Below are 25700 nucleotides of genomic sequence, written 5' to 3' on the forward strand. Positions count from 1 at the left end.
GTTTCCCGCTGTCTATCGGTTCGTCTGACCGGTCCCGTGAGCGATCCCGTCCATCGGGATCGCGGCTCCCTCACGCCCTCGGTGAATCAAGTCGTACGACGGCCGCCGGTAGGCTGCGGTTCGCAGCGTGACGTCAGTGCGCTGCGCCGATCTCGCTGGCCAGCTGCACCGCACCGGCATGCAGCAGGGGAACGGCTCGCGCGATGACCTCGTCGCTCATCCTGGTCAACGGACCGGAGATCGAGACGGCCATCCGGGTGGGCAGGTCTCCGGGCACGCCCACTGCCACGCACCGGACCCCCAGCTCCTGCTCCTGCTCGTCCATGGCATGGCCGCGCTCGCGGACCCATGTGATGGCCTCCTGGAGCGACTGCCGATCGGTGATCGTGTGCTCGGTGCGTGCGGCGAGCCCCGCCCGCCGCACGATGCCGTCGATCTGCGAGTCGTCGAGCTGGGCGAGCATGGCCTTGCCGACGCCGGTGCTGTGCAGCTCGACCTGACGGCCCACCTCGGTGAACAGGCGCATCGAGTGTGCGGAGGGCACCTGGGCGACGTACTCCGCCCGGTCCCCGGAGAGCACGGCGACGTTTGCCGACTCACCGAGGGCCCGGACCAAGCCGGTGAGGACCGCCTCGGCGTCGGTGCCGACCAGGGCCGCGGTGGTGGTGCCCAGCGGGACGAACCGGAAGCCCAGTGCGTACTGCCGGCTGGCCAGCTGGCGCATGTAGCCGCGGTCGACAAGAGTGCGCAGGAGGCGGTGGACCGTCGGGACCGGGAGGCCCGACCCGGTCGCGACCTCGCCGATCGACAGCCGTCCTCCGGCCGCGGCGACGATCTCGACCAGGTCCAGCGCGCGGTGCACCGACTGCACCCCTCCGGTCGCGGGTCGAGGTGCTGGCGGGCCGCTGGGACGGACGGTTGACGGTCGGTCGAGGGCCCGCCTAGATTCCATGTGACGAAAATAAACTTCCACGATACGAAATTGCAAGGGGTCGCATGACCACGCCAGCCCGGGTCCGGATCGGGACTCTCCAGATTGATGCGTCGCTCCACCGGTTCATCGAGGAGGACGCCCTGCCGGGCTCCGGGGTCTCCTCCGAGTCCTTCTGGGCAGGACTGGACGCCGCCGTCCACGAGCTCGCGCCACGCAACCGGGAGCTCCTGCTGCGACGGGCAGAGCTGCAGGCGGCCATCGACGACCACCACAGGGCACCGGGCCAGTCCGGCACCGTGACGACCGACCCGTCTGCCCACGAGGCGTTCCTGCGCGAGATCGGCTACCTCGAGGACGAGCCGGACCCCTTCGAGATCACCACCGGAGGTGTCGACCCGGAGGTCGCCCTCCAGGCTGGCCCCCAGCTGGTCGTGCCGATGCTCAACGCACGCTTCGCCACCAATGCCGCGAACGCCCGCTGGGGCTCGCTCTACGACGCGCTCTACGGCACCGACGTGATCCCCGAGACCGAGGGGCGCGAACGTGGCGCGGGCTACAACGTCCGTCGCGGCGCCGAGGTGATCAGTCGCTCCCGTGCGTTCCTCGACGCACACTTCCCGTTGGCGGATGGACTGTCGCACGTGGACGTGACGGCGTATGCGGCGGACGCCGACGGACTGCGGATCTCGGTCGGCGACCGGGTCGGACGGCTCGCGGAACCGGAGCAGTTCGTGGGGCACCGTGGCGCAGAGGAGTCGCCGACCGCGATCGTGCTCGTCCACCACGGCCTGCACGTCGAGATCCAGGTCGACCGGACGGACCCCATCGGTGCCACGGACCCAGCCGGGGTGAAGGACCTGCTGCTCGAGGCTGCCGTCAGCGCGATCATGGACCTGGAGGACTCCGTGGCCGCCGTGGACTCGGGCGACAAGGTGCTCGGCTACCGCAACTGGCTGCTGCTGATGCAGGGTCGCCTCGCGGAGGAGGTGACCAAGGACGGTCGCACCTTCACCCGGACGATGCACCCGGACCGGACCTGCACCACCCCGGCAGGAGAGACGCTGACCCTGCCAGGACGCGCGCTGCTGTTCGTCCGCCAGGTCGGCCTGCTGATGACCACCGACGCGGTCCTCGACCGCGACGGCAACGCGATTCCCGAGGGTATCCTCGACGCATTCGTCACCGGCCTCGGGAGCACCCATGACCTGCGCGGCCACTCCGACCTGCGCAACTCGCGTGCGGGATCGATGTACGTCGTCAAGCCCAAGCTGCACGGCCCGCACGAGGTCGCCTTCACCTGCGACCTGTTCGACCGGGTGGAGACGGCTCTGGGGCTTGCGGCACGAACGGTCAAGCTCGGCATCATGGACGAGGAGCGCCGTACATCGGTGAACCTCAGGGCCTGCATCAGGGCCGCGCAGGACCGGGTCGCCTTCATCAACACCGGCTTCCTGGACCGCACCGGCGACGAGATCCACACCTCGATGCTGGCCGGCCCGATGGTCCCCAAGGCGGAGATGAAGGCCCAGCCCTGGATCTCGGCCTACGAGGACGCCAATGTCGACGCGGGTCTCGCCTGCGGCTTCACCGGCCGCGCCCAGATCGGCAAGGGCATGTGGGCCGCGCCCGACAACCTGGCCGAGATGCTCGAGCAGAAGGTCGCGCACCCACTGTCAGGTGCGAGCACGGCCTGGGTGCCCTCGCCCACCGCCGCGACCCTTCATGCCCTGCACTACCACGAGGTCGACGTGTGGGCGCGGCAGCGCGAGCTCCGCCACCGTGACCGTGCTGCCCTGGCCGACCTGCTGACCATCCCTGTCGGCAGGCCGGGGGAGTGGTCGGCCGACCGGCGCCGCTCGGAGCTCGAGAACAATCTCCAGGGGACCCTCGGCTATGTCGTGCGCTGGGTCGACGCGGGCGTCGGCTGCTCCAAGGTGCCCGACATCCACGGCACACCGCTGATGGAGGATCGCGCCACCTGCCGGATCTCCTCGCAGCACGTCGCGAACTGGGTGCTCCACGGTGTGGTCTCCCTCGACGAGGTCGAGGAGGCTCTGGAGCGGATGGCCCGCGTCGTCGACGAGCAGAATGCCGATGACCCCGACTACGTGCCGATGGCGCCGTCGTTCGACGGGTCGGCCTATCTCGCCGCCCGCGACCTGGTGTTGCGCGGGACCGAGCATCCCAGTGGCTACACCGAACCCGTCCTGCACGCCAGCCGCGTGGCCCGCAAGCAGCAACTCGAGAGGACCGAAGCATGAGCATCACCCTGGAGACCGCGCGCACGATCATCGCTGGTGCACGCGCGGCCGGCGCCGACGCCGCCCTGAAGCCCCTCACCGTGGTGGTGCTCGACGCGGGTGGTCATGTCCTCGCCGTCGAGCGTGAGGACGGTGCGTCCAACAAGCGTTTTGAGATCGCGTTCGGCAAGGCACACGGGGCGCTCGCCCTGGGCGTCGGGTCGCGGGCCCTGATGGCACGGGCAGAGCAGCAGTCCTACTTCATCGCGGCCGCGGCGTCGTCCATCGGTGGCGCGCTCGTCCCGGTCCCCGGCGGAGTGCTCGTGCGTGACGACGAGGGGATCCTGCTGGGTGCGGTCGGCGTCACCGGCGACACCTCCGACAACGATGAGATGGCCGCAGTCGCCGGGATCGAACGGGCCGGTCTCGCCGCACAGGCTGACTGAGCCCTGGGGCACTCCCGCTGACCGGGATGCAGGGCTGGCCGAGCGCTGGTGTCGCTAGGTTCGCGAACACCGGCGCGGTGGGTTGCGGGTCCCCAGAGCGGAGACGTCACCCACCTCTCCCCGGTCACTGCCACGTCTCCCCGGTCACTGCCACGTCCCGGTGACCGACTCACGAAGGAGCATCCCGTTGTCACGTCCACACAACCTGCCCAGGACCAGAAGGTTCCGTGCTGCACTCGGCGCTGCTCTCGGGGTCGGCGCGCTCCTGCTCAGCGCCTGCGGGTCCGCTGGCAGCTCTCCCGCGAGTGGAGAGGCCGACCCGAACGCCACGTTGCGGCTCACGTACGCCGGGGTCCAGAGCCTCGACCCGGCGGCGACCCCAGGGTCGACGGCGATGCTCTCCAACACCTGGCCCGTCTATGACCGGCTGCTCCAGATCTCCGAGGACGGCGAATACCTTCCGATGCTGGCCACGAAGTGGGCCTTCTCCAAGGACGGCACCTCGTTGCGACTGAACCTGCGCGATGACGTGAAGTTCTCCGACGGGACTCCGTTCACCTCCGCGACCGTCAAGGCCAACATCGAGCGTTACCAGAAGGAGCCGGTGAGCAAGGACCTGGCCTCGACGATCAAGAGCGTCGAGGTGATCGACGATCACACCGTGGACCTGCAGCTCGCTGCGGCCAGCCGCGCGGTTCTCGGTGCCATCTCCGCTGCTGCGCCGGGGATCATGATCAGCGAGAAGGCACTCGACAACCCGGACCTGACCACCGTGCCGGTCGGCAGCGGTGCTTGGGTGATCGACAGCTTCCGGCCCGGCGAGCGGGTCACCTACAAGCGGCGTACGGACGAGGGTGGCATCTGGGATCCCCAGACCGGCAAGGTCGCCAAGATCGAGATTGCGGTGCGCGCGACGCCGGCTGCCTACGCCGCGATTCGCAGTGGTCAGGTCGACGTGGTGCTCTCCAACGGGGACATCAGGGAGCTGCAGTCGGGGATCGACCAGGGCACCCTCAAGGTCCGCCCGTTGAAGAACGCCTCCACGACCGCAGCGCTCCATCTCAACCAGACCGTCGAGCCGTTCGACGATGTGCGGGTGCGGCAGGCGGTCAACTACGCGATCAACCGCGAGCCCCTGGTCGAAGCGCTGGTGCCCACCACGACGGCCCGGGTGCAGCCGATGGCGTCGGTGGTAAAGGGCTTCGACGAGTCACTCGAGTCGACCTACGACTACGACCCCGAGAAGGCCAGGCAGCTGTTGGCCGCGGCGGGACACCCCAATGGCGTGGACGCGGGCACGTTCTACGTGGCCAACTACGAGCCGTTCCCCGACGCTGCGCAGATCATCCAGGCAGACCTGGCGGAGGTCGGAATCAAGATCGACCTGGAGCTGATGGACATTCGGCAGCTCTCGGCCGGCGGCTATTCCCAGAGCAAGCGACCCGGCGCGTTCATGTTCATGTCGTACCCCGGGCTCGAGCCGGGCGTGAACCTGAAGTGGTTCCTCGAGGGCGCGACGACATTGCCCGGCGGGGTGCCTGAGGACATCGCCACCAAGATCGCCGCGGTGGACGACTCGACCGCGACGGACCAGGAGCGGACGTCGCGCGCCGAGGCCGTGGTGAAGTGGGCGACGGAGAACGCGATGTACGCACCCATGTGGCAGGGCGTGCCCGGCTGGGTGATGACCGACAAGGTCCACGGGGTCGAGACCGGCAAGGCCTTCCTCGCGCCGCTGGGCGGGCAGGACTTCCGCTACGCCTGGATGAGCAAGTAGGTGAGCGTGGCATCAGAGGCGCCGAGCGTCGTCATCGTCCTGCTCGATGATGTCGGGTTCGGTGCCTCGATGCCCTTCGGCGGCCCGGTGGAGACGCCGGCGGTCGCGGAGCTGGCGGGCGAGGGGTTGCGCCACAACCGTTTCCACGCCACCGCGATCTGTTCGCCGACACGGGCTTCGTCGCAGTCGGTGATCACGACCTGGTCGGATCAGCCGACGGAAGTGGGGGAGTCCAGCAGGAGTGAGACCGCCTCGACCAACGCCGCGACGGTGAGGGTCGCGTCGTCGTCATCGGCGAGACCGTGCTCCAGCCGGTGCTCGAGGTCTGCGAGGGTGCGGATGGTCAGCACCTGGATCATCCGCAGACGCTCGTCTCGGACCGCGGTGCCGAGCCCGGTGAGCTGTGCGGACATCAGCCGGGCAACCTCACGGGATCCACTGCCGTGCTGGTCGTCGAACGGCTCGAACTCACGTCCACGACCGAGATAGCGGTCCAGGAAGCGCGCATACGCCCAAGAACCGCGTGAGTCGATGACGGCGTCCGACATCGGTATGACGTAGATGCGTGCGAGATCGGGCAGTGACGGATCGGGAGTCTGCTCGAGCATCGCGTGCCTGGCCCGGTTGAGCGGCACGAGGCGGAGGTCGTAGAGCGCTTGGATCAGGCCCTGCTTGTTGCCGAAGTGGTACTGCACGGCCGAGTTGTTGCGTTGTCCGGCCTGCTCGCCTATCTCGCGCAGCGAGACGTTGTCGACCCCCCGCTCCGCGAACAGACGCTCGGCTGCGATCAGCATCTTGGTGCGTACGTCAGTGGCCACGCGCGCCATTGTGCCGCACCGGGACACGACCCTTGACGCCGTCTCCGATGCGCGGCTACCGTGAGATTAAGACAGAGTGACTTATTCCCGTTCGCTTGGAGGAACCATGACCGAAGCCGCCCTGACGGTGACCCCGCTGACCCACTCGATCGGTGCGGAAGTGTCCGGAGTCGACCTTGCGGCAGGTCCCGATCCCGCCGTCGTGAAGGAGATCGTCGACCTCTTCCACCAGCACCAGGTGCTGTTCTTCCGCGACCAGGAGCTCGACGATGTCTCGCACCGGGACTTCGCGAAGAACTTCGGCCCACTGCAGCACTTCGCCTTCCTGCCGCCGGTCTCGGAGGATGTGCCCGAGGTGCACGCCATCGACATCGACGGGGCGAAGCCGAAGACGGCGAACGCCGACATCTGGCACTCTGACGCCACCTTCCTGGCAGCCCCTCCGCTCGGCTCCATGCTGCGGTCGGTGATCCTTCCGGACACCGGTGGGGACACGCTGTGGGCCTCGATGTACGCCGCCTACGACGCACTCTCGTCGCGGGTGCAGCGGCTGATCGAGGGCATGACCGCCATCCATGACTCGTCGAACTCGACGAGTCACGCCAAGAAGACTGCCAACGCCGACTACGACCCGGTCGCACATCCGGTGGTCCGCACGCACCCGGTGACCGGCCGGAAGGCTCTGTTCGTGAACAAGACCTTCACCACCCGGCTCGTGGACGTCACGGACCGCGAGAACGAGATCCTTCTGCCCATGCTGACCGACCACGTCCGCTCGCCAGACTTCCAGGTCCGGTTCCGGTGGACGCCGGGTTCCGTCGTGCTCTGGGACAACCGCTGCACGCAGCACTATGCGGTGGCGGACTACTCGGGTCGACGCCGGATGCACCGGGTGGTCATCGACGGCGACGTCCCGGCCTGAGCCATGACTCAGAGATCGGAGCACGGGTCGGGCTCGGGCCTCGAGGCACGCGAGCACGCGCTGGTCACGGGCGGCAGCAGTGGGATCGGGTGGGCCGTGGCCCAGCGGCTGATCGACCGGGGGCTGGAGGTGACCGTGCTGGATCTGCAGGGTCCTGTGGAACCGCACAGGACCGGATCGCGCGGGGTGCGGTACATCGAGGTTGACGTCACCGACGAGGTGGCAGTCGAGGAGGCGATCAAGGTTGCTTCGGCGACTGCCGGAGTCGCCAGTCGGCTCGTGACCTCGCACGGCATTCGGGGGGCGTTCGTGCCAGCCCTCGACCTGGACCTGGACATGATGCGCAGGGTCCTCGACGTCCATGTCGTCGGCACCTTGGTCGTGGCCCGCGCCATGGTCCGGGCGATGGCTGGGGCAGGAGGGCGGCCCGCGGAGGGCTCGATCGTGACCGTGTCCTCGACCACCGCCTTCGGCGGTTGGGCGAACCAGGCCGACTACGGCACCGCCAAGGCAGCGATCTCACAGCTCAGCAGGAATCTCGCTGTCGAGTGGGCGTCGCTCGGCATCCGGGTGAACAGCGTGGCCCCCGGACACACCCTCACGCCGATGGTGCAGCAGATGATCGACCAGGGCTACGACGTGGCCGCGACCGAGGCGCGCACTCCGTTGGGACGCTTGTGCACACCCGACGAGATGGCTGCCTCGATCGAGAACCTGCTGCTTGATGCAACGTTCGTGACCGGTGTGTGTCTCCCGGTCGACGGCGGGTGGACCACAGTCGGCAAGTGAGCCGACCCCGTTCGGTGCGACTTGACCCGGAGAGCCGGGCCGTGCCGAGGCAGGCAATGAAACCACTTTCAAGGACAGGATGAATTGTGTTGAACCGTCGAGTCCTACCGATTCCCGACCACACCGTGCAACCGGCTCCTGCGATGGACTACCGGGAGCAGAAGTCTCCGTTCGCGGCGCCGACCCCGGTCAGGCCTCCCGCAGGGGCTCCCAACGTGCTGGTGGTGCTGTTCGACGACATGGGCTTCGGTGCGTCCTCTGCCTACGGAGGGCCGTGCGAGATGCCCGTCGCTGATCGACTGGCGGCAGGTGGTCTGCGCTTCACCCGATTCCACACGACCGCCTTGTGTGCGCCGACCCGAGCGGCGTTGCTGACGGGCCGCAACCACCACAGTGTCGGGATGGGCGCCATACCGGAGCTCGCGACCTCCGCGCCGGGCTACGACTCGGTCCGCCCCGACTCGATGGCGCCAGTTGCCCGGATCCTCCAGGGCAACGGTTACGCGACTGCGGCATTCGGCAAGATGCACCAGACCCCGCCCTACGAGCTCTCGGAGCACGGCCCGTTCGACCGGTGGCCCACCGGTGACGGGTTCGACCGCTTCTACGGCTTCCTCGGCGCTGAGACCAACCAGTACGCGCCGAACCTGATCGACGGAACCACCCGCATCGACCCGCCGCGCACGGCGGCGGAGGGCTACCACTTCTCCGAGGACATCGTCGACCAGGCGATCGGCTGGGTGCAGACCCTGGACACCCTCGAGCCGGGCAAGCCCTGGTTCTGCCACCTGTCCTACGGGGCGGTCCACGACCCCCTCCAGGTGCCGCGACCTTGGGCCGAGAAGTACGCCGGCCGGTTCGACGAGGGCTGGAACCAGCATCGGCACGCGATCCTGGCCAACCAGAAGCAGCTGGGGATCGTGCCCGACGACGCCGAGCTCGCCGCATGGGGCGAGGGAGTTCCGCTCTGGGAGGACCTCACGGACAACCAGCGGATCGTCGCCTGCCGGTTGATGGAGACCTACGCCGGGATGGCGGAGCACGCCGACGCGCAGACAGGCCGCTTCCTGGACACGCTGCAGCAGCTCGGTCAGCTGGAGAACACGTTGATCTTCTACGTGCTCGGTGACAACGGTGCGTCAGCGGAGGGGGGACTGCACGGAACGCTCAACCAGGTGCTGCACATGAACCATCTGGTCGACGACTCCGACCGGATCCTCGAGCGGCTCGACGACATCGGCGGACCGGACTCCTACGCCCACTACCCGGCGGGGTGGGCCCTGGCGATGAATACGCCGTACCGGTTCGCCAAGCAGGTCGCCTCCCACTACGGCGGCACTCGCAACGGGATGATCGTGCACTGGCCGCGCGGGATCGAGGCGGGAGGAGGCCTTCGGCATCAGTGGCACCACTGCATCGACGTCGTGCCGACGATCCTCGAGGCGGCGGGGATCCCGGAGCCAGAGGTGGTCGACGGAGCCGCGCAGGTCCCGATCGAGGGCACCTCGATGTTCTACACGTTTGCCGAGCCGGACGCGCCGGACCGGCACGTTCGGCAGTACTTCGAGATCTTCGGCAACCGCGGGATCTACCAGGACGGCTGGACCGCAGTCACCGTGCACAAGATCCCTTGGCGCCGCGGGGTCCAGCTGCCGATGTTCGTCGACGACGTCTGGGAGCTGTACGACACCCGCACCGACTGGACCCAGACCCGCGACATCGCGGCCGAGCACCCGGAGAGACTGGCCGAGCTGAAGGAGATCTTCGCGGGGGAGGCGGCCCGCTACCAGGTCTTCCCGCTCGATGACCGGCTCAACGAGCGCTTCGTGCCCTCGATCGCGGGCCGGCGGACGCTGCTGGGAGAGCGGACCCGGGTCGAGTTCCAGCGCTCGACCGGGCCGCTGGTCGAAGACATCGCTCCGGACGTCAAGAACACCTCGTTCGCGGTGACAGTCCTGGTCGACGTCCCGGACGGCGGTGCCGACGGGGTGCTCGTCGCGCAGGGCGGCCAGTTCGGTGGCTGGGCGCTGTATGTGCGCGACGGGCGGCCGACGTACTGCTACAACTACGCCGACATCGACCGGACCCACGTACGTGCTGCCGATGCGCTCGACGGCGGGGAGCATGCCATCCGTCTCGAGTTCGCCTACGAGGGCGGCGGCCTCGGCCTCGGTGGTGAGCTCCGGCTTCTCGTGGACGGGGCACTGGTCGCCTCCGACCGGCTGGAACGAACCCTGAAGTTCAACTTCTCCATCGACGAGATGCTGAGCATCGGGCTGGATCGCGGCACGCCGGTGACGCACGACTACCCGGCGGGCGCAGGGAGTCGGTACGCCGGGGAGGTCGGCCTGGTCCGCTTCGAGCTCGGTGACGATGCCCTACCGATCGATCCTGACGACCGCCGGAGTGCTCTGCTGACGACACACTGACCTGGTTGTCGGTGGCACGCATGCTTCGTCGCCGAGCAGTGAGGCACCTTGCCCGTCGTACGTGCTCAGGGTCTGCGTTGCGTCGGGCCGTCAGCGAATGCCGCGGGTGCTCTGCTGGTCGGCGTCGTGGACCAGGAGGACCTGACGGAACTCCGGATCCATGAAGTTGGCCTCGTCCTCCGCGATCGCCTGCTGGAGCGACGGATCCTCACGCGTCATCGCGAACATCGCAGCCATCGAGGCGTCGTCGGGGAAGACGATCTCAGTCACGACGTCGATGCGGCTCCCGCCACCCGGCTCGGTGTCGGGTGTGACGTAGTTGCGGGTGTAGCTGGCGAACAGGTGCCCGAAGTGTCGGACCGCGAAGGGTGCGTGCCGGGTCTCGTAGTAGTCGCGGAACTCTTCGAGCGAGGTCCCACTCTTCCTGCTGAAGAGGCCGATGAGCTTCGCCATGGCTCAGCGCTCCGGTCGAGGCGTTCGGGAGAGGGCGTCCTCGAGCCCACGGATCCGGTGGTTGATCCAGCCCGAGAGCCAGAAGTTCGCCTCGGTGGCGGGGTCCCGGAGCAGAGCGTGGTGCGAGCCCAGAAGTTGGTGGATCGCCTCGGGATGCTCGGGGGAGTGCGCGAGCACGGCCTCGGCGAGGGCGGTCGCCTCTGCGTGCCGGCCTTCCTGCGTGCGGGTGCGTGCGAGCTCCAGCACGCCGTCCACGCCGGCGACGTCGACCAGATCGGCGAGCACCTCGTCGCACCCCACCGCCAGCAGCTCGGATGTGCGTTCGTGGCGGAACCAGCCGAGGTAGGTCTCCCAGATGGTCCGCACGCCCCAGGCGACCCGACCGTAACCCTGGCCGACTCGCAGCTCGGGCGGCAGGGTGATGTCGCGGACCAGTGAGTCCAGGTCGACCCCACTGTTGATGCCCTCCAGGGTCCGGTCGCGAACATGGCAGACCGCGTCGTGCATGCGTTGCAGGCAGGCATCGATCAGGTCCGCGCCGACAATCGGATTCCCCCGGCCGGTCACGAGCAGCTCCGGGTGCAGGTCGCGCAGCCGCCGGATCGTGGCGAGGTAGGGCTCGACCTGGCGGTACTCGTGGCCGCGGATCGTGTTGAGGTTGGGGAAGTGGCAGAACAGTGGCCCGAGCAGGTTGCTGATCATCGCGATCCGATGTTGCGGCAACCAGACCATCGCGCCGTCGGTGGTCTCGCCGGTGCCGTGCAGCAGCTCCACGTCGAGACCACCGAGGCTGAACGCCATCCGGTCGTCGAAGGTGAGGTCGGGCACGGGGGTGTCCTGCTGGATGGGCAGGTCCGGGCGCTCTGCGGCGAACTGCTTGATCGTCGCGGTCGGGTCGAGGTCGAACCAGGCGGCGTTCCACTGCCGCATCCGGCCACGGATCCGGGCATCCTGCCACTGGGCGAACTGGTTGCGCTCCTGGGCGACGTACGTCGTCCCGGGCTCACGGAAGGTGGCGACCCCGCCGACGTGGTCAGTGTGACCTTGCGTGGTGATGATGTACGGCGTGGGGCCCGCGCACACCTGGTCGAAGAGGTGTCGGTGGTGCACCGACTCGTAGCCGATCCCGGTGTTGACGATGATCCGGCCGGCGTCGGTGACCAGCATGTAGGCGTAGGAGGAACCGCTCGAGCGATAGAGGAAGTCGGTGATCGGGACCGCCTTGTCGTCGTAGACGAAGTCGAGCAGCTCCTTGCCGGGGCGTTCGTCGATCACCTGGTCGACCCTGGCTGCCAGGCTGGTGGGGGCGGTGCTGGTGGAGAGGGCAGTGGTCATCGTTGGTTCATCCTTGGGCTAGGTAGCCGCCGTCGACGGCGATGGTCTGTCCGGTGAGGAAGGGGGCGGCGTTGCTCGCCAGGAACAGGGCGACCGGCGCAATGTCCGCCGGAGAGCCGACCCGACGCATGGGCGTGCGGGCGATCGTGGGGCCGATGGCGGCGTCGTCGGCAACCATCCCCGCCGTCATGTTGGTCTCGATCAGGCCGGGTGCGATCGCATTGACGCGGATGCCGTCCCGGGCCCAGGCCACGGCCAGGGACTTGGTCATCTGCACCACGCCGGCCTTGGCTGCGCCGTACGCCGGGACGACCTCGACCGCCTGATAGCTGGTCATCGAGGCCATGTTGACCACGGTGCCCCCGTCGGGTGCCGCAGCCAGCAGGGCGTGGCTGGCCTTCGAGAGCCGGAAGGCGCTGGCGAGGTTGATCCGCAACGCGTCCTCGAAGATGTCCGGATCCCACTCGTTGCGCCGGGCGAGGTTCTGGCCGCCGTTGTTGACCAGGACGTCGAGCTTGTCCAGGCCCGCCGCGAGGGCGGTGATCTGGTCGCGATCACCGAGCTCGCACTGGACGTAGTCGAACTCGGACAGGTCGGTGTCGTAGTCGGCGGCGCTCTGGCGCCGTCCGGTGACGGTGACGTCGGCACCGGCGCTGCGGAATGCCTGGGCGATGCCGAGGCCAATGCCGTTGGAGCCTCCGGTGACCAGCACCCGGCGGCCTCCGAAGTCGAAGGTCACACTCATCTTTGTCTCCCGTTCCTGGGGCCGTGGAGCCGTGAATCTAACAGGGTCTTGAACATTGTTCAAGAGGTCGATACGCTCGCCCCATGAGTCGCGACAGCACCCAGCCGGATACCGCGGACCAGCGGCGTCGCAGCATTCTGGACGCCGCTGCAGGCCTGCTGGCAGAAGGTGGCTACGGGGCGTTGTCCCTGCGTTCCCTCGCTGCGCGAGCCGGCATCAGCCTTGGCCTGAGCTACTACTACTTCGCGGACAAGCACACGGTGTTCGAGGCGCTGATGCAGGAACAGCAGCGCGTGATGATCGACTTCCTCGATGCCCAGCCGCGTGAGCCCGGAGTGGCTGCGTTGCTGCGGGCGATGGTGCCGGTGGCCGAGGTGCAGTGGCGGCAGGTGGGTCGGATGGTTGCCGTGTGGAGGGTGGAGAGGCCCGAGGATGCCGCCGACTCCGCGACAGCGGGCAACCAACGGCTGGCCATGGCCGCCGCGCAGTTCGCGGCGCTGGGACGCGCACTCGAGGAGTGCGCGGCCGCCGAGGGGCGTCGGTTGATCAGCGACCCCGAGGTGGTCCCCTTCGTCTGGGCCGGGCTGATGGGCCTCGCCGATCTGCATGCCCATGGCTGGACCGAGCCCATCGATGCCGACCGCCTCACCGACCTCACCCTCACCTCGTTGGTGAGCACCGTGCTCGTTCCCGAGTGATCAGACCCCCAACCACAAGGAGTCCACCATGTCCACAGCCGTACCGAGCCGCGAGGAGATCAGCCGCCTGTGCGACGCCTACCTGGACGCAGTCTCCGCGCACGACCCTGATGCCGTCGTCGCACTGTTCGCCGAGGATGCCCAGCAGCAGGAGCCGGTGGGTAGCCCGCCGCGGGTCGGTCATGCGGAGATCCGGGCGTTCTTCGAGGACAGCAACGACATTCCCTTCCGGTTGACCCGTTTCGGGCCGATCAACGTGGTCGGCAACCGGGCTGCGTTCCAGGTGCTGGTGGAGATCGACACACCGCAGGGCCAGGTGCGGATGACGACGATCGACACGATCGTCGTCAATGAGGAGTGCCTGATCTCGGAGCTCCTGGCCTTCCCCGACCGTGAGACTGATCCGACGGACTCACCGGGCGCGAGGCTGGTGCTGGCCTCGTGAAGCTGCGCATCGATGACCTGCGCAAGCCAGTTCTCACTGATCGCCAGCGCGCCGGCCTCACGTATGCCGACCAGCACCCCGCCACGCTGACGGTCGAAGCGGTGCTGGCCCGGGCGCGGGAGCTCACCGGCCTCGACGACTTCGGGCCCGACGACTTCATCGAGCGGATGCAGGTCTGGCTCGACGAGATCCGTACGGACCCGAATCGCACGGCCCTGGCCGGCAGGGTGATGTTCGATGTGTGCGTGAAGCACTCGGCGAACCGGCTGCGGATCGAAGCCCTGCTCGCGCGCCACCCGGAGATCGAGGACGAAGAGATCGTGGCGCCGTTGTTCGTCACCGGTCTGCCTCGCAGCGGCACCACCCACCTGGTCAATCTGCTCGCGGCCGACCGGCGGTTCCGGTCACTGCCGTTGTGGGAGGCGGACCAACCCGTGCCCGACCTCGGTGAGGCACCGGGTGTCGACGGGATCGACCCGCGGTTCAAGCGGTGTGACGCCGCCTGGCAGCAGATGCAGGCGAACAACCGGTTCCTGGCGGCCTGGCACACGATGGCGCCGGACTCGATCCATGAGGACATCGAGCTGTGGGCCAACGACTTCGCCGGTTACAACATCGAGTGGATCTTCCACATGGCTCCGGGCTGGCGGGACCACTACGTGACGGCCGACCAGACGCCGCACTATGAATACCTGGCGAAGGTCCTCAAGGTGCTCCAGTGGCAGCGGCCGGGGGAGCGGTGGCTCCTCAAGTGCCCCCAGCACCTGGAGAATCTCGGTGCGCTGACCGCGGTGTTTCCGGATGCGACCCTGGTGATGACCCAGCGCGACCCCGTCGGCGTGGTCCAGTCGGCTGCGACGTTGCGCGCCTACGGAGCACGCACGATGTACCACTCCTTCGACGTCGGGGAGATCCTGGAGTACTGGGCCGACCTGGTCGCACGGTTGCTGCGCCGAGCAGGCGAAGGGCGAGCGCTGCTCCCGCCCGATCGCGTGCTGGACGTGCCCTTCCACGACTACATGGCCGACACCATGGGCACGGTCGAGCAGGTGTACCGCCATGCCGGCATGGAGCTGACCGAGACCGCCCGGGCCCAGATCAAGGGCTACATCGACGACCATCCGCGCGACAAGCACGGCTCGATGACCTATGACCTACGCAGCGACTTCGGGGTCGACCCCGCCGAGCTCCGGCAGCGGTTCGACTTCCATCTCGAGCGGCACCCCGTCCCGGTCGAGGTGCGTTGAGCCTCCCGCCCCTCCACTCCAGCCGCTGACGAACCTCACCTCCAAGGAGAACGAATGTCCGACGTCGCCACCGAGCGCATCACCTACGCCCGCGCCACCCATGGGCAGGCGGAGGTCGATGCCGTGCTCGAAGTCCTCAACCGCGGCCACCAGGGCCTGCGCATCGGCAAGTCCGTCTTCGAGCTGGAGCGCCGGGTCCCCGCGCTGTCCGGCAAGCAGTACGGCGTGATGTGCAACTCCGGCTCGTCGGCCCTCTACCTGGCGGTGGAGCTGCTCGACCTTCCGAGAGGCAGTGAGGTGATCACGTCGCCCCTGACCTTCTCCACCGACGTGGCCCCGATCGTGCGCGCCGGCCTGGTGCCGGTCTTCGTCGACGTCCGACCGAACACGTTCAACATCGACGAGGACAAGATCGAGGCCATGGTCACCGACCGCACGGTGGCGATCCTGGTGCCCAACCTGGCGGGGAACTGTCCCGACTGGGACAAGATCCGCGACGTCGCCGACCGGCACGGTCTCAAGGTCATCGAGGACTCCTGTGATGCCCTCGGCCCCACCCTGCACGGCACCCCGACCGGCGCCCGCGCCGATCTCGTGGCGACCAGCTTCTCGATGGCGCACATCATCACCTGCGCCGGAACCGGCGGCATGGTGATGATGGACGACGTCGAGACCCGCGACCAGGCCCTTCTGCTGCGCCGCTGGGGCCGTCGCTCCGAGCCGAACCTCTTCGGCAACGGCATCGGCAGGGTGTTCCGCGAAGACCTCGACGGGGTCGACTACGACAACGACTTCATCTTCGACACTCTCTCGTGGAACTTCGAGCCGCAGGAGCTCGGTGCGGCGTACGGCGTCGTGCAGCTCGACAAGCTCGGCGAGAACTACAAGACCCGCAAGGCGACCTGGCAGGCCTTCACCGAGGTGTACGCCCGCTACCCGCAGTTCTTCACCACACCGGTGGAGACCGAGGGCCTCGACACCGCGTGGCTCTGCTACCCCGTGATGGTCAACGCGGACGCGCCCTTCACCCGCAGCGACCTGCAGGAGCACCTCGACGAGTGCGGCATCGACAGCCGAACGGTGTGGAGCGGGAACATCACCCGCCACCCGATGATGGCCGGCATCGAGCACCGCATCCCCGAGGACGGTCTGCCCGTGGCCGACGAGGTCTTCGAGCGCGGCATGACCTTGGGCATGAGTCACGGACTGCCGCCGGAGCACGTGCAGCGGATCGTCGACGCGATCGCGTCCATCGCGGAGAAGCACGCGTGAGCTGAGGAGTGCCCGCGGGGCAGCATGCTCTGGTGGACCTGTGCAGCGGACCTGCCTTGTCGCGCCCATCCACAGCTGACCGAGACCAGGACCGACGTCACCCAGCTACGGGGCCGACCAGCCGGAGGGCCCTTGTCCGAGCACGGCGTGATCGCCGAGGCTTCCGCGGTTGAGCTTGGTCCGGTGGGTCATCCGCCATCCGTCCGCTGTCCTGCGCCACCGGTCGTGGTAGTCGCCGAGGGTGCGGAAGGTCTGACTCTCGAGGGCACCGGTGCCGAGGTGCATGTCGGAGACATAGGCGCGGCTGCTGGCGGTGTCGCCCTCGATCTCGATCAGGACGTTGCCGATCAGGTGCTGAGTGGTGCCACAGTCGTCGAGGAAGCTGCGCATCAGCGCGATCACCTCGCCGCGGCTGCCCAGGGCGCCGGTGCCGAGGTCGGCGGTGAGATCCTCCACGGTGATCTTCTCGATCTCGGCCCAATCCCGATCGTCCATGGCGCGTGCGAACCGTATGATGCACCGGTTGATCTCGCGTTCGTCCTCGTAGGTGGTCTGCATGGGTGAACTCCTCGTCCTCTGCCGTCTGTTGTCGTCCGTTGCGTCTGCTGCGGATCCGGGAATGGGGCCTCAGGGCCCGGACACCTCGCGGGCGGCCTCGGCCGCGAGGGCTGCGGCCGCGATGGGCGTCATGGCGGCCAGCGCGTCCGACATCACCTCGACGCCCAGGGGCGCGTCGATGCCGGCGTCACGGAGGACACGCAGGGTGTTCGCGACTGCAGCATCCCCACGGCCGGGCAGGAGTCGATGATGTTGGGTCTCCACGAGCAGGTCGGACATGGGTGCAGTGGGGGCGTCGTTGACCTGGATGCCGATCACCAGGTCGAGCACCGCGGTGAGCTCGGCAACGCCGTGGCCAGCGCGGAACAGGTGCCACGTGTCGACGGTGAGACCCCCGTTCGGACGTCCCGCTGCGCGGACGATGTCGGCCGCACGGGCCAGATCCGGGATCCCGGTCCAGGGGAGGGGCTCCAACCCGACCAGGGTGCCCGAGTCCGCGGCCCGGTCACACAGGGAGGCGAACCCTTCGGCGTACGCCTCGACCGGCATCTGCGCCGTGCCCATCTCCATCACGTTGAGCGCGCGGACACCGACCTCCTCGACCACGGACCACATCGGATCGAACCGGCTCCTGTCCTCGTCGTGGTGCCCCGCCCAATCGGTGATCCCGTCGAGCTCGGCGATCTCGACGTCATGTTCGTCGAGCACGCGCAGCATCTCCGCCGCGCCCGACGCCAGCGCAGCTCCGCACTCGCCGACCCGCAGGGTGACGCCGCGGTAGCCGGTCGCCGCCGCGACCTCGACCCGCGTCAGGAAGTCGGTCCCGAGGACGGTTCCCGCGCACAGCACCAGGTCGTCGCGGCCGAGGGAGGAGCTCGATGTGAAGGTCAACTGCCAACTCCTCTGTGGAGGCTGCTCATTCGCGGGCGTCAGGACGGGTCGGGTCGACCGTCGCGGAGAGCAGCAGAGGGCCGGACGTTCGTCCCAGTGAACGGGAACGTCTCGGGGTCGTCGTCATCGGCTCCACAGACTGACGCCCTGCCGAACCGCTAGCGAAGGAAGTGGACGATGACCACCGACGATGTTGCCGACTCCTTCGACGGACTGCTGACGGCCGTCGCCGCTGCCGCCGGGGAGCTGCGTGGGCACGAGTTCTACGCCGACGAGCACAACCGGGCAGGTGCGCACACGTTCCTGCTGGGCATGCTGCTCGCCAGGCTCGAGGAACACGTCCTCTTCGACCCGCTGTTCCCCTTCTTCCGGGTGATGGACACCCGGATCCGTGAGGGCGCTGACAACCCCACCAGCGCTACCTCATCTCCCGCCTGGTGCCGGGAGAGACCTACCGGGTCTGGGGCACGATCGGTGACGCGCGCCGGCTGGAGTTCCAGGTGTATGCCGGCGACCCCTATCTCAACGGGCGGATGGCGTCCTACCTGGCCTTCGAGGACCTCGACGTCGAGGAAGACGGCACCTTCGAGGTGATCGCTTCACTGGATCCTCGACCGGGCAACTGGCTGGAGAACCCGGCCGATGCCACCCGCATGCTGGTGCGCCAGATCTACAGCGACTGGGGGGCTGCCCGGTCGCCGGGTGAGGTCCACATCGACCGGGTCGGCCACGAGGGAGACCTGCGTCCGCCGTTGGGTGCCGCCGAGCTGGCCGAGCGACTCCGGGCCGCTGCCGCCGATCTGGAGGTGCAGACGCGATGTTGGCCGGCCGTCACGACGCAGTCCTACGCACGGGCGGCGAACCGGCTCAATGATCCGTTCGACCCGGGAACCCGAGGGGGCGTTCCCGGTCGATGGATGGTTTCGGGCCGGTTCGACCTGGCCGACGACGAGGCCCTGGTCATCACGGCATGGCCGTGGGCAGGGCACTACCAGGGCATCCAGCTCACCGACCCGTGGTACTCGTCCCTGGAGTACGCGAACCGCCAGAGCAGCCTCTCCGGCGACCAGGCGCACCTGGACTCGGACGGCGTCTACCGGTTCGTGGTGTGCGGCCGTGACCCGGGTGTACCGAACTGGTTGGACACCGTGGGTCGCGCGGACGGGATGATCCTGATGCGTTTCGACGGCGCTGCGGTGGCGTCGTTCCCGACCTCGGAACGACCGCACGCGGTCGTGGTGAAGCTCGCCGAGCTCGACCAGGTCCTGCCCTCCGACACTCCGCGACTGGACGCGGAGCAGCGGACCGCCCAGATCGCCGTACGCCGCCGCCACGTGCAGCAGCGATTCGGCAACTGAGTCGGTCTCAGGACGTCGATCGGCGTCCTACCAGCTGCGGGATCACCTCGTCGGTGAGCAGGTGCAGGCTCTTCCACGCCTCGTCGATCGGCATCCCGCCGACCAGCGGGTGCAGGGTGACCGAGGCCTCTGAACCGTGCTGGGACAGATCGTCGAGCAGCTCGTCGGGCGTGAGCACCCGGTAGCGACCGGACGCGCGGACCTGCTCGATGTCGGTCACGCCGCGGACGTGCATCACCGACTTCATGTCGGAGGCTGCCCAGGCACCGTACTCGACCGCCTCCCACATCAGGTGCTTGCCCAGCACCGCCCAGGCCTTCTCCGGGTCCTCGTGCAGGATGACCATGCCCGGCCGGTGTGCGGCGACCATGTTGACGTCGGGCTCGATGCCCTCTTCGCGGCACAGGTCCTCGTAGTAGGACTTCAGCTCCGGGATGTGGTCGGGGATCTGAAGGGGCAGCCGGAACCTCACCGCTCGACGGGCGGTCGCCTTCGCGGACCCCCCGACCAGGATGTAGGGGTGCGGCTGGGTCAGGGGCCGGGGAGTGATCGCCACGGTGTCGCCGTTGTGTTCGAAGGGCTCACCGGTCCAAGCCTTCAGGAGGGTCTCCAGCATCTGGTCCATCAGCTTGCCTCGCTGGTGGTAGTCCCTGCCCAGGGCGGCGTACTCGACCGGGCGGTAGCCCAGGCCGAACGTGACCGACATCCGACCGCCGCTGACCTGGTCGACGACAGCGAGGTCCTCGGCGAGACGGATCGGGTCCCACAGGGGTCCGAGCGCTGCCGCGACTCCGACCCTGATCCGCTCGGTGTTCGAGAGCATCATGCCGCCGGTGAGGATCGGGTTGCTGCTCCAGCCGAAGCCGCTGGCGTGGTGCTCGTCGAGACTGATCATGTCGACGCCCTTGGCGTCCGCGAATCGGGCCATCTCGATGGCTGTGCGGAAGACCTGGGACTGCTGGACGGGGTCGGGCTCGGGAAGGGCGAAGGTGAAGCGAACTCCGGTGCGGGGCATGAATCCTCCTAGACGGTTACCGGGATCGTTGAGCATTGACCGGGCGTGCTGCGGCCCGGTCCCGTTGGCCGGGACCGGGGCTGCGCAGGCTGGGCCGGGTCCCTACGTTCGAGGCGACGAGGAGGCAACCGTGGCCGGATGGACCCATCAGTACGCCCGCATCAACGACCTGGACGTGCACTATGTCGAGCAGGGGTCAGGCCCGCTCGTGGTCCTCCTTCACGGCTTCCCACATCTCTGGTACAGCTGGCGCCACCAGATCGGGCCGATCGCCGAGGCGGGCCATCGGGTGGTGGCCCCGGACATGCGTGGGATGGGTCGTACCACCGCTCCGGCCGACTTCCGCGACTACGACCTGCCGGCGTTGACCGCGGACCTGACCGGGCTGCTCGAGCACCTCGGCGAGGAGAAGGCGGTCTTCAGTGGTCTGGACTTCGGGGTGACTGCGGCCTACGACCTGGCGCACCTGCATCCCGAGCGGGTTCGTGCGCTGATCGGGCTGCAGAACCCGTTCCTGAACTGGACCGACAAGCCACCCCTGGAGATGGCGGCTGCTGCGGGGCGGAAGCACTTCCAGCACATCGCCTACTTCACCGAGCCGGGTCCGTCCGATCGCGATCTCGATGCCGCTCCCCGGGAGTTCCTGACGAAGGTCTTCCACACCCTCTCGGGGTCGGGCAACTACCTGAACACTTGGCAGCACCCACCGGGCACCACCTACATCGACGCGATGGACGAGGCGCCGCCGCTGCCGTGGTCGTGGCTCAGTGAGGCCGAGCTGGAGCTCTACGTCGAGAACTACAGTGCGAGCGGGTTCACCGGTGGGCTGAACTGGTATCGCGTGGGCGACATCCGGTGGGAGCAGCGCAAGCAGTTCGAGGGCGAGCGGATCACGGTGCCCTACTACTTCGTCGGCAGTGAGAAGGACATCGACCTCGCGGTCTTCCACGGCAAGGACCCACTCGAGCGGTTCCAGCAGTACTACAGCGACGTGCGCGACGTACGGATCGTGCCCGGAGCCGGTCACCTGATGCAGATGGAGAGCCCGGCTGCGGTCAACGAGGCCATGCTGGCATTCCTCGCCGACATGGACTGAGACAACCAACCCAAGGAGCAGATGGATGAGTTCGACCCGAGAAGCCGTGATTGCTGCGTGCGATGCCTACATTGCGGCGATGTCGGTCGGAGATCCGACCGCGACCGTGGCACTGTTCGCGCCGGACGCGAGCCACGAGGAGCCGGCCGGCACGCCCGTACGACATGGCCACGACGAGATCTTCGGCTTCCTCGACCAGTACAAGGACATCGGCTTCAAGCTCACCCGCCTCGGACCGGTCACCGTGGTCGGCAACCGCGGCGCCTTCCAGATCGGGGTGGACGTCCCCACACCCGACGGCATTCGGTCGATCGCAGCCACGGACATCATCACGGTCAGTGACGACGGCCTGATCTCCGGGATCGTGGTGTTCCCCGACAGCCAGGCGGACCCCACGGAGGGTCGCTGACCGGTCCTCAGAGCGTGCGCAGGAAGTCCACCATGATCCGATTGACCTCGTCGGGCGCCTCCATCTGGAGGAAGTGACCGATCCCGGGGAGGAAGTGTGTCTCGCGCAGGCCGGGAACCGAGGCCCGCATGGCCTCCACGGAATCGCGTCCGGTGATCTGCTGCACCGGGTCGCGGTCACCGGTGACGAAGCAGACCGGCAGCGTGATCGGCTCGTCGGGTCGTTCCTGCTTCTCGCGCCAGATGTGGTCGGCTGCGCGGTACCAGTTGAGGCCGCCGGTGAAGCCGGTGCTGGTGAACGTCTCCACGTAGTGCCCGAGCTCCTCCTGGGTCAGCCAAGGCCAGGGCAGCTCAGGTGCCGACGGCAGAACGTCGAGGTAGCCGTTGCCCTCGCTGGGATGGGCGAAGATGTCGGTGTAGCGGTAACCACCACTCAGCGCCCAGAACACCCGTTGCAGGAAGCCGCCGGGGTCGGCGGTAAGTTCCGCATCGGCCACGCCGTACTGCTGGAAGTAGTGCATGTGGAAGAAGTGGTCGCGCGCGAGCGAGGCGAAGGCCGTGCTCGGCAGGATCGGCGAGGTCTTCGCCCGCGGCACGCTGAGCTGCACCAGTGCCCGGACCCGTCCGGGTGCCCATTGTGGGAGGTCCCAGACCAGGGCGGCGCCGAAGTCGTGGCCGACGAAGACGGCATCGTCCAGGCCGAGCGCGTCGAGGAGTCCCGTGAGGTCGCCCACCGTGCTGGCCCGGTCGTAGTCGATGGGGTTCTCGGGCCGGTCGGTGCCCCCGTAGCCACGCATGTCGACGGCAATCGCACGGAAGCCGGCCCGAGCCAGTGCCGGCAGCTGGTGGCGCCAGCTGTGGGCGAGGCCCGGGAAGCCATGGCACATCACCACGGCCGGGCCAGTGCCCTGCTCGACGTAGCGCATCCGGATCGCACCGACATCCACCACATCGCTGCGTAGGTTCATCGAGTCCAAACCGTCTCCTCGACCAGTTCACACGAACGCCAGCCGTCCGGCGTACGAATCATGCGGTGGTGGTAGTAGCCGCCGCAGTCGGTGAGCAGCTCCGAGCCGTCCTCACCGATGTGCACCATGGGGTTGCTGAAGTACGCGGTCACGGCCGCGGCGTCCGGTTCCAACGTCACGGCGAGCTGACCGATCACGTGCTGGCGTCGTACGTAGCGGGGCAGCACCCGGGCCAGCCACGCCTTCATCTCCGGGAAGGAGCCCTTGGTTCCTCCGGCCGAGGTGTAGTCGATGAGGGCGTCGGGAGTGAAGACGGTGTCGAGGCCGTCCCAGGTTCCGGTGTCGATCGCCCTGGTGTAGCGGGTGATGACGTCGGCGATCTCGATCCGGTCAGAGATGGTCTGGAGGTCGGCCATGCGTGCTCCTTCGATGGACGTTGCCGGCCATCATCGTCGGCTGGCAGGAGTCACCGCTCGGAAGTCCCGATGGACAGGACCAGGAGGCGCGATGCACCGCGTGCGGTGCACGCTGTCACGATGACGGACCACGTGACCTCCACCGAAGCACTGACCCGCACCGCTGCCGTCTTCGCCTCCGCAGCCGATGCGTTGGACCCGGCCCTGTATGCGCTGGCCAGGCCGCGGATGGCGCATCTGCTCGGCGTCGACGACGCCTGGCGCCCAGCGGAGCGGCACGACCGCCGGGCTCACCTGCCCGCCTGGCCGACCTCGGAGCTCTTCGACCGGGCCGACCGGGCAGTTCTGACGATGGCGGAGCAGTTCGTCCTCGACGTCTCGGAGGTCGATGACGAGCAGCGCGCGATGATCCGCGCGGCGATGGGCCCCGATGCGCCGGTCCTGGTCAACGTGCTCTACGCGATCGACGTCGAGCTGCGGCTGCGGGCTGCCTACGCCCAGCTCTTCGGGATCGATCCGTTCGAGCGGATCGATCCCGGTCCGCTCGCCCCGCTGCCCGACGCCCTCAACCTGATGACCCGCGACATCGCCCGGCTGGATGCGCTGGATCCGTTGACCACCGAGCTGGTTCGGCTGCGCGGTGCCCGGATCCACAACTGCCGGATGTGCCAGGCGCTGCGGCATGCCGATGCCTTGGCGGCGGGAGGCGACGAGGAGATGTTCGCCAGGATCGACGACCACGCCTCCGGTGGGTTCGACGAGCGGCACGAGCTGGCGCTGGCGCTGACCGACGCCGTGCTGATGTCCCCGGGAGAGTTCCCGTCCGGCCTCGCCAGCCGGCTGCACGAGCACTTCGGCGACGACGAGCTGGCCGAGATCGTCCTCGATGTCGAGCGCAACGCTCGCAACAAGATCGCGGTCGCCAATGCCACCGACGGTGACGGCGTGGGGGAGGGTCTGACCGTCTACGCCACTCCCGGTGGTGGTTTCGAGCTGGTCTCCACAGGACCGGGGGTCAGCGACCCGAGGGGGCGGTTCTGAAGGTGTCTCCGTCAGCCCTCGAGATCCTTGATCCGCTCGGCTGACGCATTCATCGCCGTGCGGTAGATGCCGCGCGCCTGGTAGGCGGTCTCGCCGGCCAGCCTGCGCTCGAAGACCTCGATGAAACAGCGGTGAGCGTCGATGCTGTCGGGATCCCCGAGCACCGCCCACTCGGCCAGCTGGCAGGCGAGGGGCAGGTCCTCACCAACAAGATCCCTCGCCCGCCGTACGAAGGCATCCGCACCCCCACCCAGCTTCACGACCTCACGTGCGTGGTCCTCCGTGCGAGGCGGCATCAGGTCGGCGGCGCGACCGTTCCACCACCCACCGTAGCGGCGGATCAGGTTGCGGATCACGAACTCGGGACGGTCGTGGACGGCTTGGAGGTAGGGCAACGACGCGAGTTCGCGGGGCGCTTCGAAGCCGGTCACGATCGCGTTGTGGTCGAGGCCCGCATTGAGGGCGTCGATCGTGTAGCTGGTGAGCAGCTCGAGATAGCGCGCCATGTTGGTGAACCGCTCCTGGATGCCGGCGCGATGGGTCAGCGGCATCCCGTGGCCGGGGATCACGACGGCCGGATCGTGCTCGGCGATCCTACGGGCGGACCAGGCCCACTCCTCGGCATAGCGCTGCACCTTCTGCGGGTTGCCGGCATTCGGGAAGCCGTCGATCCACAGGTCGCCGACACAGGCCAGTCGTCGCCCGGGAATCCACACCCAGGTGCCGTCGTCGGTCTCTCCCTGCGCGTGGTTGAGCACGATCGTCTCGCCACCGATCTCCAAGGTGAGTGAGTCGCGATAGGTGGTGTCTGGCCAGTGGAACTCGTCCTCCTGGCTCGGCCACCAGGTCGCGGGTCGCCCGGCACCGGGTCCGCCGGACTGCCGACTGTTCGCCGTCGCGTTGTACGGGGCGGTGCGAGCGTAGCGCTGGAACCGCCCGACCAGGTTCTCGTGGGCGATGATCCGCGGCCGGTTCTCGCCCGCCTCCTCGAGAAAGGCGCTGAGGCCGAAGGCGTGGTCGATGTGACCGTGCGTGTAGATCACCGTGTGCAGTGGCGCGGAGGTCACCGAGCGGACCAGCGCCAGCAGCTCGGGGCCGTCCTTCGGCAGGCCGCAGTCGACCAGGACCAGGCCCTCATCGGTCTCGATCACGCTCACGTTCGTGACATGGGCACACACCTGCCAGGTGCGGGGGGCGACTTCGATCGCCTTGCCGGCGGGCGCGGTCCAGGCGGCGAACGCGAGTCCCATCGAGTCCTGCATGGACGCCGGGATCTCGGCGGAGGTCGCATCGTTGCGGGTCATGGCTCTCACTCCTAGGGCTGGTGGACATCCTCAAAGTACTTGTTAGAAGTATGCCTAATCGGTACGATCCCGGTCACTGGTCACAGAGGATGGAG

General features: G+C 68.1%; 26 protein-coding genes. 14 read left to right on the forward strand and 12 right to left on the reverse strand.

Annotated elements, in window-relative coordinates; translation table 11 throughout:
* Positions 1-133: 133 nt before the first annotated feature.
* Positions 134-862, reverse strand: coding sequence for an IclR family transcriptional regulator (locus ncot_RS07560; RefSeq protein WP_240938124.1), 729 nt, complete (start codon positions 860-862; stop codon positions 134-136).
* A 134-nt stretch (positions 863-996) separates the two neighbouring features.
* On the opposite strand from ncot_RS07560, the gene ncot_RS07565 reads away from it, so the two are divergent.
* From ncot_RS07565 to ncot_RS07575, 3 genes are all read left to right on the forward strand, one after another.
* Positions 997-3195: a malate synthase G gene (locus ncot_RS07565; RefSeq protein ID WP_168617060.1), complete on the forward strand. Its 2199-nt coding sequence runs from the start codon at positions 997-999 to the stop codon at positions 3193-3195.
* On the forward strand, positions 3192-3620 hold the full coding sequence (locus ncot_RS07570; protein ID WP_168617061.1) for a heme-binding protein: 429 nt from the start codon (positions 3192-3194) through the stop codon (positions 3618-3620). The genes ncot_RS07565 and ncot_RS07570 overlap by 4 nt, the downstream gene beginning before the upstream one ends.
* 187 nt (positions 3621-3807) lie before the next feature.
* Positions 3808-5397 (forward strand): ABC transporter substrate-binding protein, encoded by a 1590-nt coding sequence (locus ncot_RS07575; RefSeq protein ID WP_168617062.1) that lies wholly within the window; start codon positions 3808-3810, stop codon positions 5395-5397.
* Here ncot_RS07575 and ncot_RS19805 read toward each other — a convergent pair.
* Both ncot_RS19805 and ncot_RS19640 read right to left on the reverse strand, forming a co-directional pair.
* Positions 5376-5594, reverse strand: coding sequence for a hypothetical protein (locus tag ncot_RS19805; RefSeq protein ID WP_168617063.1), 219 nt, complete (start codon positions 5592-5594; stop codon positions 5376-5378). The genes ncot_RS07575 and ncot_RS19805 overlap by 22 nt on opposite strands.
* A gap of 12 nt (positions 5595-5606) precedes the next feature.
* Positions 5607-6215, reverse strand: coding sequence for a TetR/AcrR family transcriptional regulator (locus tag ncot_RS19640; RefSeq protein ID WP_240938125.1), 609 nt, complete (start codon positions 6213-6215; stop codon positions 5607-5609).
* 106 nt (positions 6216-6321) lie between these two features.
* Between ncot_RS19640 and ncot_RS07590 the strand changes: the two genes are divergently transcribed.
* The 3 genes from ncot_RS07590 (at position 6322) to ncot_RS07600 (ending at position 10355) form a co-directional block, all read left to right on the forward strand.
* Positions 6322-7137 carry a TauD/TfdA family dioxygenase gene (locus tag ncot_RS07590; RefSeq protein WP_168617065.1) on the forward strand — a complete coding sequence of 272 codons (816 nt, stop codon included), beginning with the start codon at positions 6322-6324 and terminating at the stop codon, positions 7135-7137.
* A 3-nt stretch (positions 7138-7140) separates the two neighbouring features.
* A complete protein-coding gene (locus ncot_RS07595; RefSeq protein ID WP_206065210.1) occupies positions 7141-7926 on the forward strand; it encodes an SDR family oxidoreductase in 786 nt (261 codons plus the stop codon).
* Positions 7927-8015: 89 nt separating this feature from the next.
* On the forward strand, positions 8016-10355 hold the full coding sequence (locus ncot_RS07600; protein WP_206065212.1) for an arylsulfatase: 2340 nt from the start codon (positions 8016-8018) through the stop codon (positions 10353-10355).
* Between the two features lie 90 nt (positions 10356-10445).
* Here the strand turns inward: ncot_RS07600 and ncot_RS07605 are convergent, their stop codons facing one another.
* The 3 genes from ncot_RS07605 to ncot_RS07615 are packed head-to-tail and all read right to left on the reverse strand — an operon-like array spanning position 10446 to position 12888.
* Positions 10446-10808 (reverse strand): EthD domain-containing protein, encoded by a 363-nt coding sequence (locus tag ncot_RS07605; protein WP_168617066.1) that lies wholly within the window; start codon positions 10806-10808, stop codon positions 10446-10448.
* 3 nt (positions 10809-10811) lie between these two features.
* Positions 10812-12143 (reverse strand): alkyl sulfatase dimerization domain-containing protein, encoded by a 1332-nt coding sequence (locus ncot_RS07610; RefSeq protein WP_168617067.1) that lies wholly within the window; start codon positions 12141-12143, stop codon positions 10812-10814.
* 7 nt (positions 12144-12150) lie between these two features.
* A complete protein-coding gene (locus ncot_RS07615) occupies positions 12151-12888 on the reverse strand; it encodes an SDR family oxidoreductase (RefSeq protein ID WP_168617068.1) in 738 nt (245 codons plus the stop codon).
* An 83-nt stretch (positions 12889-12971) separates the two neighbouring features.
* Between ncot_RS07615 and ncot_RS07620 the strand changes: the two genes are divergently transcribed.
* The 4 genes from ncot_RS07620 to ncot_RS07635 are packed head-to-tail and all read left to right on the forward strand — an operon-like array spanning position 12972 to position 16550.
* Positions 12972-13586 (forward strand): TetR/AcrR family transcriptional regulator, encoded by a 615-nt coding sequence (locus ncot_RS07620; protein WP_168617069.1) that lies wholly within the window; start codon positions 12972-12974, stop codon positions 13584-13586.
* Positions 13587-13614: 28 nt separating this feature from the next.
* Positions 13615-14031 (forward strand): nuclear transport factor 2 family protein, encoded by a 417-nt coding sequence (locus ncot_RS07625; protein ID WP_168617070.1) that lies wholly within the window; start codon positions 13615-13617, stop codon positions 14029-14031.
* Positions 14028-15278, forward strand: a complete 1251-nt coding sequence (locus ncot_RS07630) for a sulfotransferase (protein WP_168617071.1) — start codon at positions 14028-14030, stop codon at positions 15276-15278. The genes ncot_RS07625 and ncot_RS07630 overlap by 4 nt, the downstream gene beginning before the upstream one ends.
* 54 nt (positions 15279-15332) lie before the next feature.
* Positions 15333-16550 carry a DegT/DnrJ/EryC1/StrS family aminotransferase gene (locus ncot_RS07635; RefSeq protein ID WP_168617072.1) on the forward strand — a complete coding sequence of 406 codons (1218 nt, stop codon included), beginning with the start codon at positions 15333-15335 and terminating at the stop codon, positions 16548-16550.
* Between the two features lie 105 nt (positions 16551-16655).
* Here the strand turns inward: ncot_RS07635 and ncot_RS07640 are convergent, their stop codons facing one another.
* On the reverse strand, positions 16656-17108 hold the full coding sequence (locus ncot_RS07640) for a nuclear transport factor 2 family protein (protein WP_168617073.1): 453 nt from the start codon (positions 17106-17108) through the stop codon (positions 16656-16658).
* Between the two features lie 69 nt (positions 17109-17177).
* Entirely contained in the window at positions 17178-17999 is an 822-nt protein-coding gene (locus ncot_RS07645; protein WP_168617074.1) for a sugar phosphate isomerase/epimerase, read from the reverse strand.
* 437 nt (positions 18000-18436) lie between these two features.
* Here ncot_RS07645 and ncot_RS07650 point away from each other — a divergent pair, with 437 nt between their 5' ends.
* Positions 18437-19357, forward strand: a complete 921-nt coding sequence (locus tag ncot_RS07650) for a hypothetical protein (RefSeq protein WP_168617075.1) — start codon at positions 18437-18439, stop codon at positions 19355-19357.
* A gap of 7 nt (positions 19358-19364) precedes the next feature.
* Here ncot_RS07650 and ncot_RS07655 read toward each other — a convergent pair whose 3' ends face one another.
* Positions 19365-20372, reverse strand: a complete 1008-nt coding sequence (locus tag ncot_RS07655; RefSeq protein ID WP_168617076.1) for an LLM class flavin-dependent oxidoreductase — start codon at positions 20370-20372, stop codon at positions 19365-19367.
* Positions 20373-20502: 130 nt separating this feature from the next.
* On the opposite strand from ncot_RS07655, the gene ncot_RS07660 reads away from it, so the two are divergent.
* The gene (locus tag ncot_RS07660; protein WP_168617077.1) at positions 20503-21468 is read left to right on the forward strand and encodes an alpha/beta hydrolase; all 966 of its coding nucleotides are present in this window, start codon (positions 20503-20505) and stop codon (positions 21466-21468) included.
* 25 nt (positions 21469-21493) lie between these two features.
* Entirely contained in the window at positions 21494-21877 is a 384-nt protein-coding gene (locus tag ncot_RS07665) for a nuclear transport factor 2 family protein (RefSeq protein ID WP_168617078.1), read from the forward strand.
* Positions 21878-21884: 7 nt separating this feature from the next.
* On the opposite strand, the gene ncot_RS07670 is transcribed toward ncot_RS07665, so the two are convergent.
* Together ncot_RS07670 and ncot_RS07675 are read right to left on the reverse strand one after the other, a co-directional pair.
* A complete protein-coding gene (locus tag ncot_RS07670) occupies positions 21885-22844 on the reverse strand; it encodes an alpha/beta hydrolase (RefSeq protein ID WP_206065214.1) in 960 nt (319 codons plus the stop codon).
* The gene (locus ncot_RS07675) at positions 22841-23260 is read right to left on the reverse strand and encodes a nuclear transport factor 2 family protein (protein ID WP_168617079.1); all 420 of its coding nucleotides are present in this window, start codon (positions 23258-23260) and stop codon (positions 22841-22843) included. The genes ncot_RS07670 and ncot_RS07675 overlap by 4 nt, the downstream gene beginning before the upstream one ends.
* A gap of 120 nt (positions 23261-23380) precedes the next feature.
* On the opposite strand from ncot_RS07675, the gene ncot_RS07680 reads away from it, so the two are divergent.
* Positions 23381-24301 (forward strand): hypothetical protein, encoded by a 921-nt coding sequence (locus ncot_RS07680; RefSeq protein WP_168617080.1) that lies wholly within the window; start codon positions 23381-23383, stop codon positions 24299-24301.
* 11 nt (positions 24302-24312) lie between these two features.
* Here the strand turns inward: ncot_RS07680 and ncot_RS07685 are convergent, their stop codons facing one another.
* Positions 24313-25605: an alkyl sulfatase dimerization domain-containing protein gene (locus ncot_RS07685; RefSeq protein ID WP_168617081.1), complete on the reverse strand. Its 1293-nt coding sequence runs from the start codon at positions 25603-25605 to the stop codon at positions 24313-24315.
* Positions 25606-25700 lie beyond the last annotated feature (95 nt).

This window comes from Nocardioides sp. JQ2195 (assembly GCF_012272695.1).
Classification (GTDB): Bacteria; Actinomycetota; Actinomycetes; order Propionibacteriales; family Nocardioidaceae; genus Nocardioides.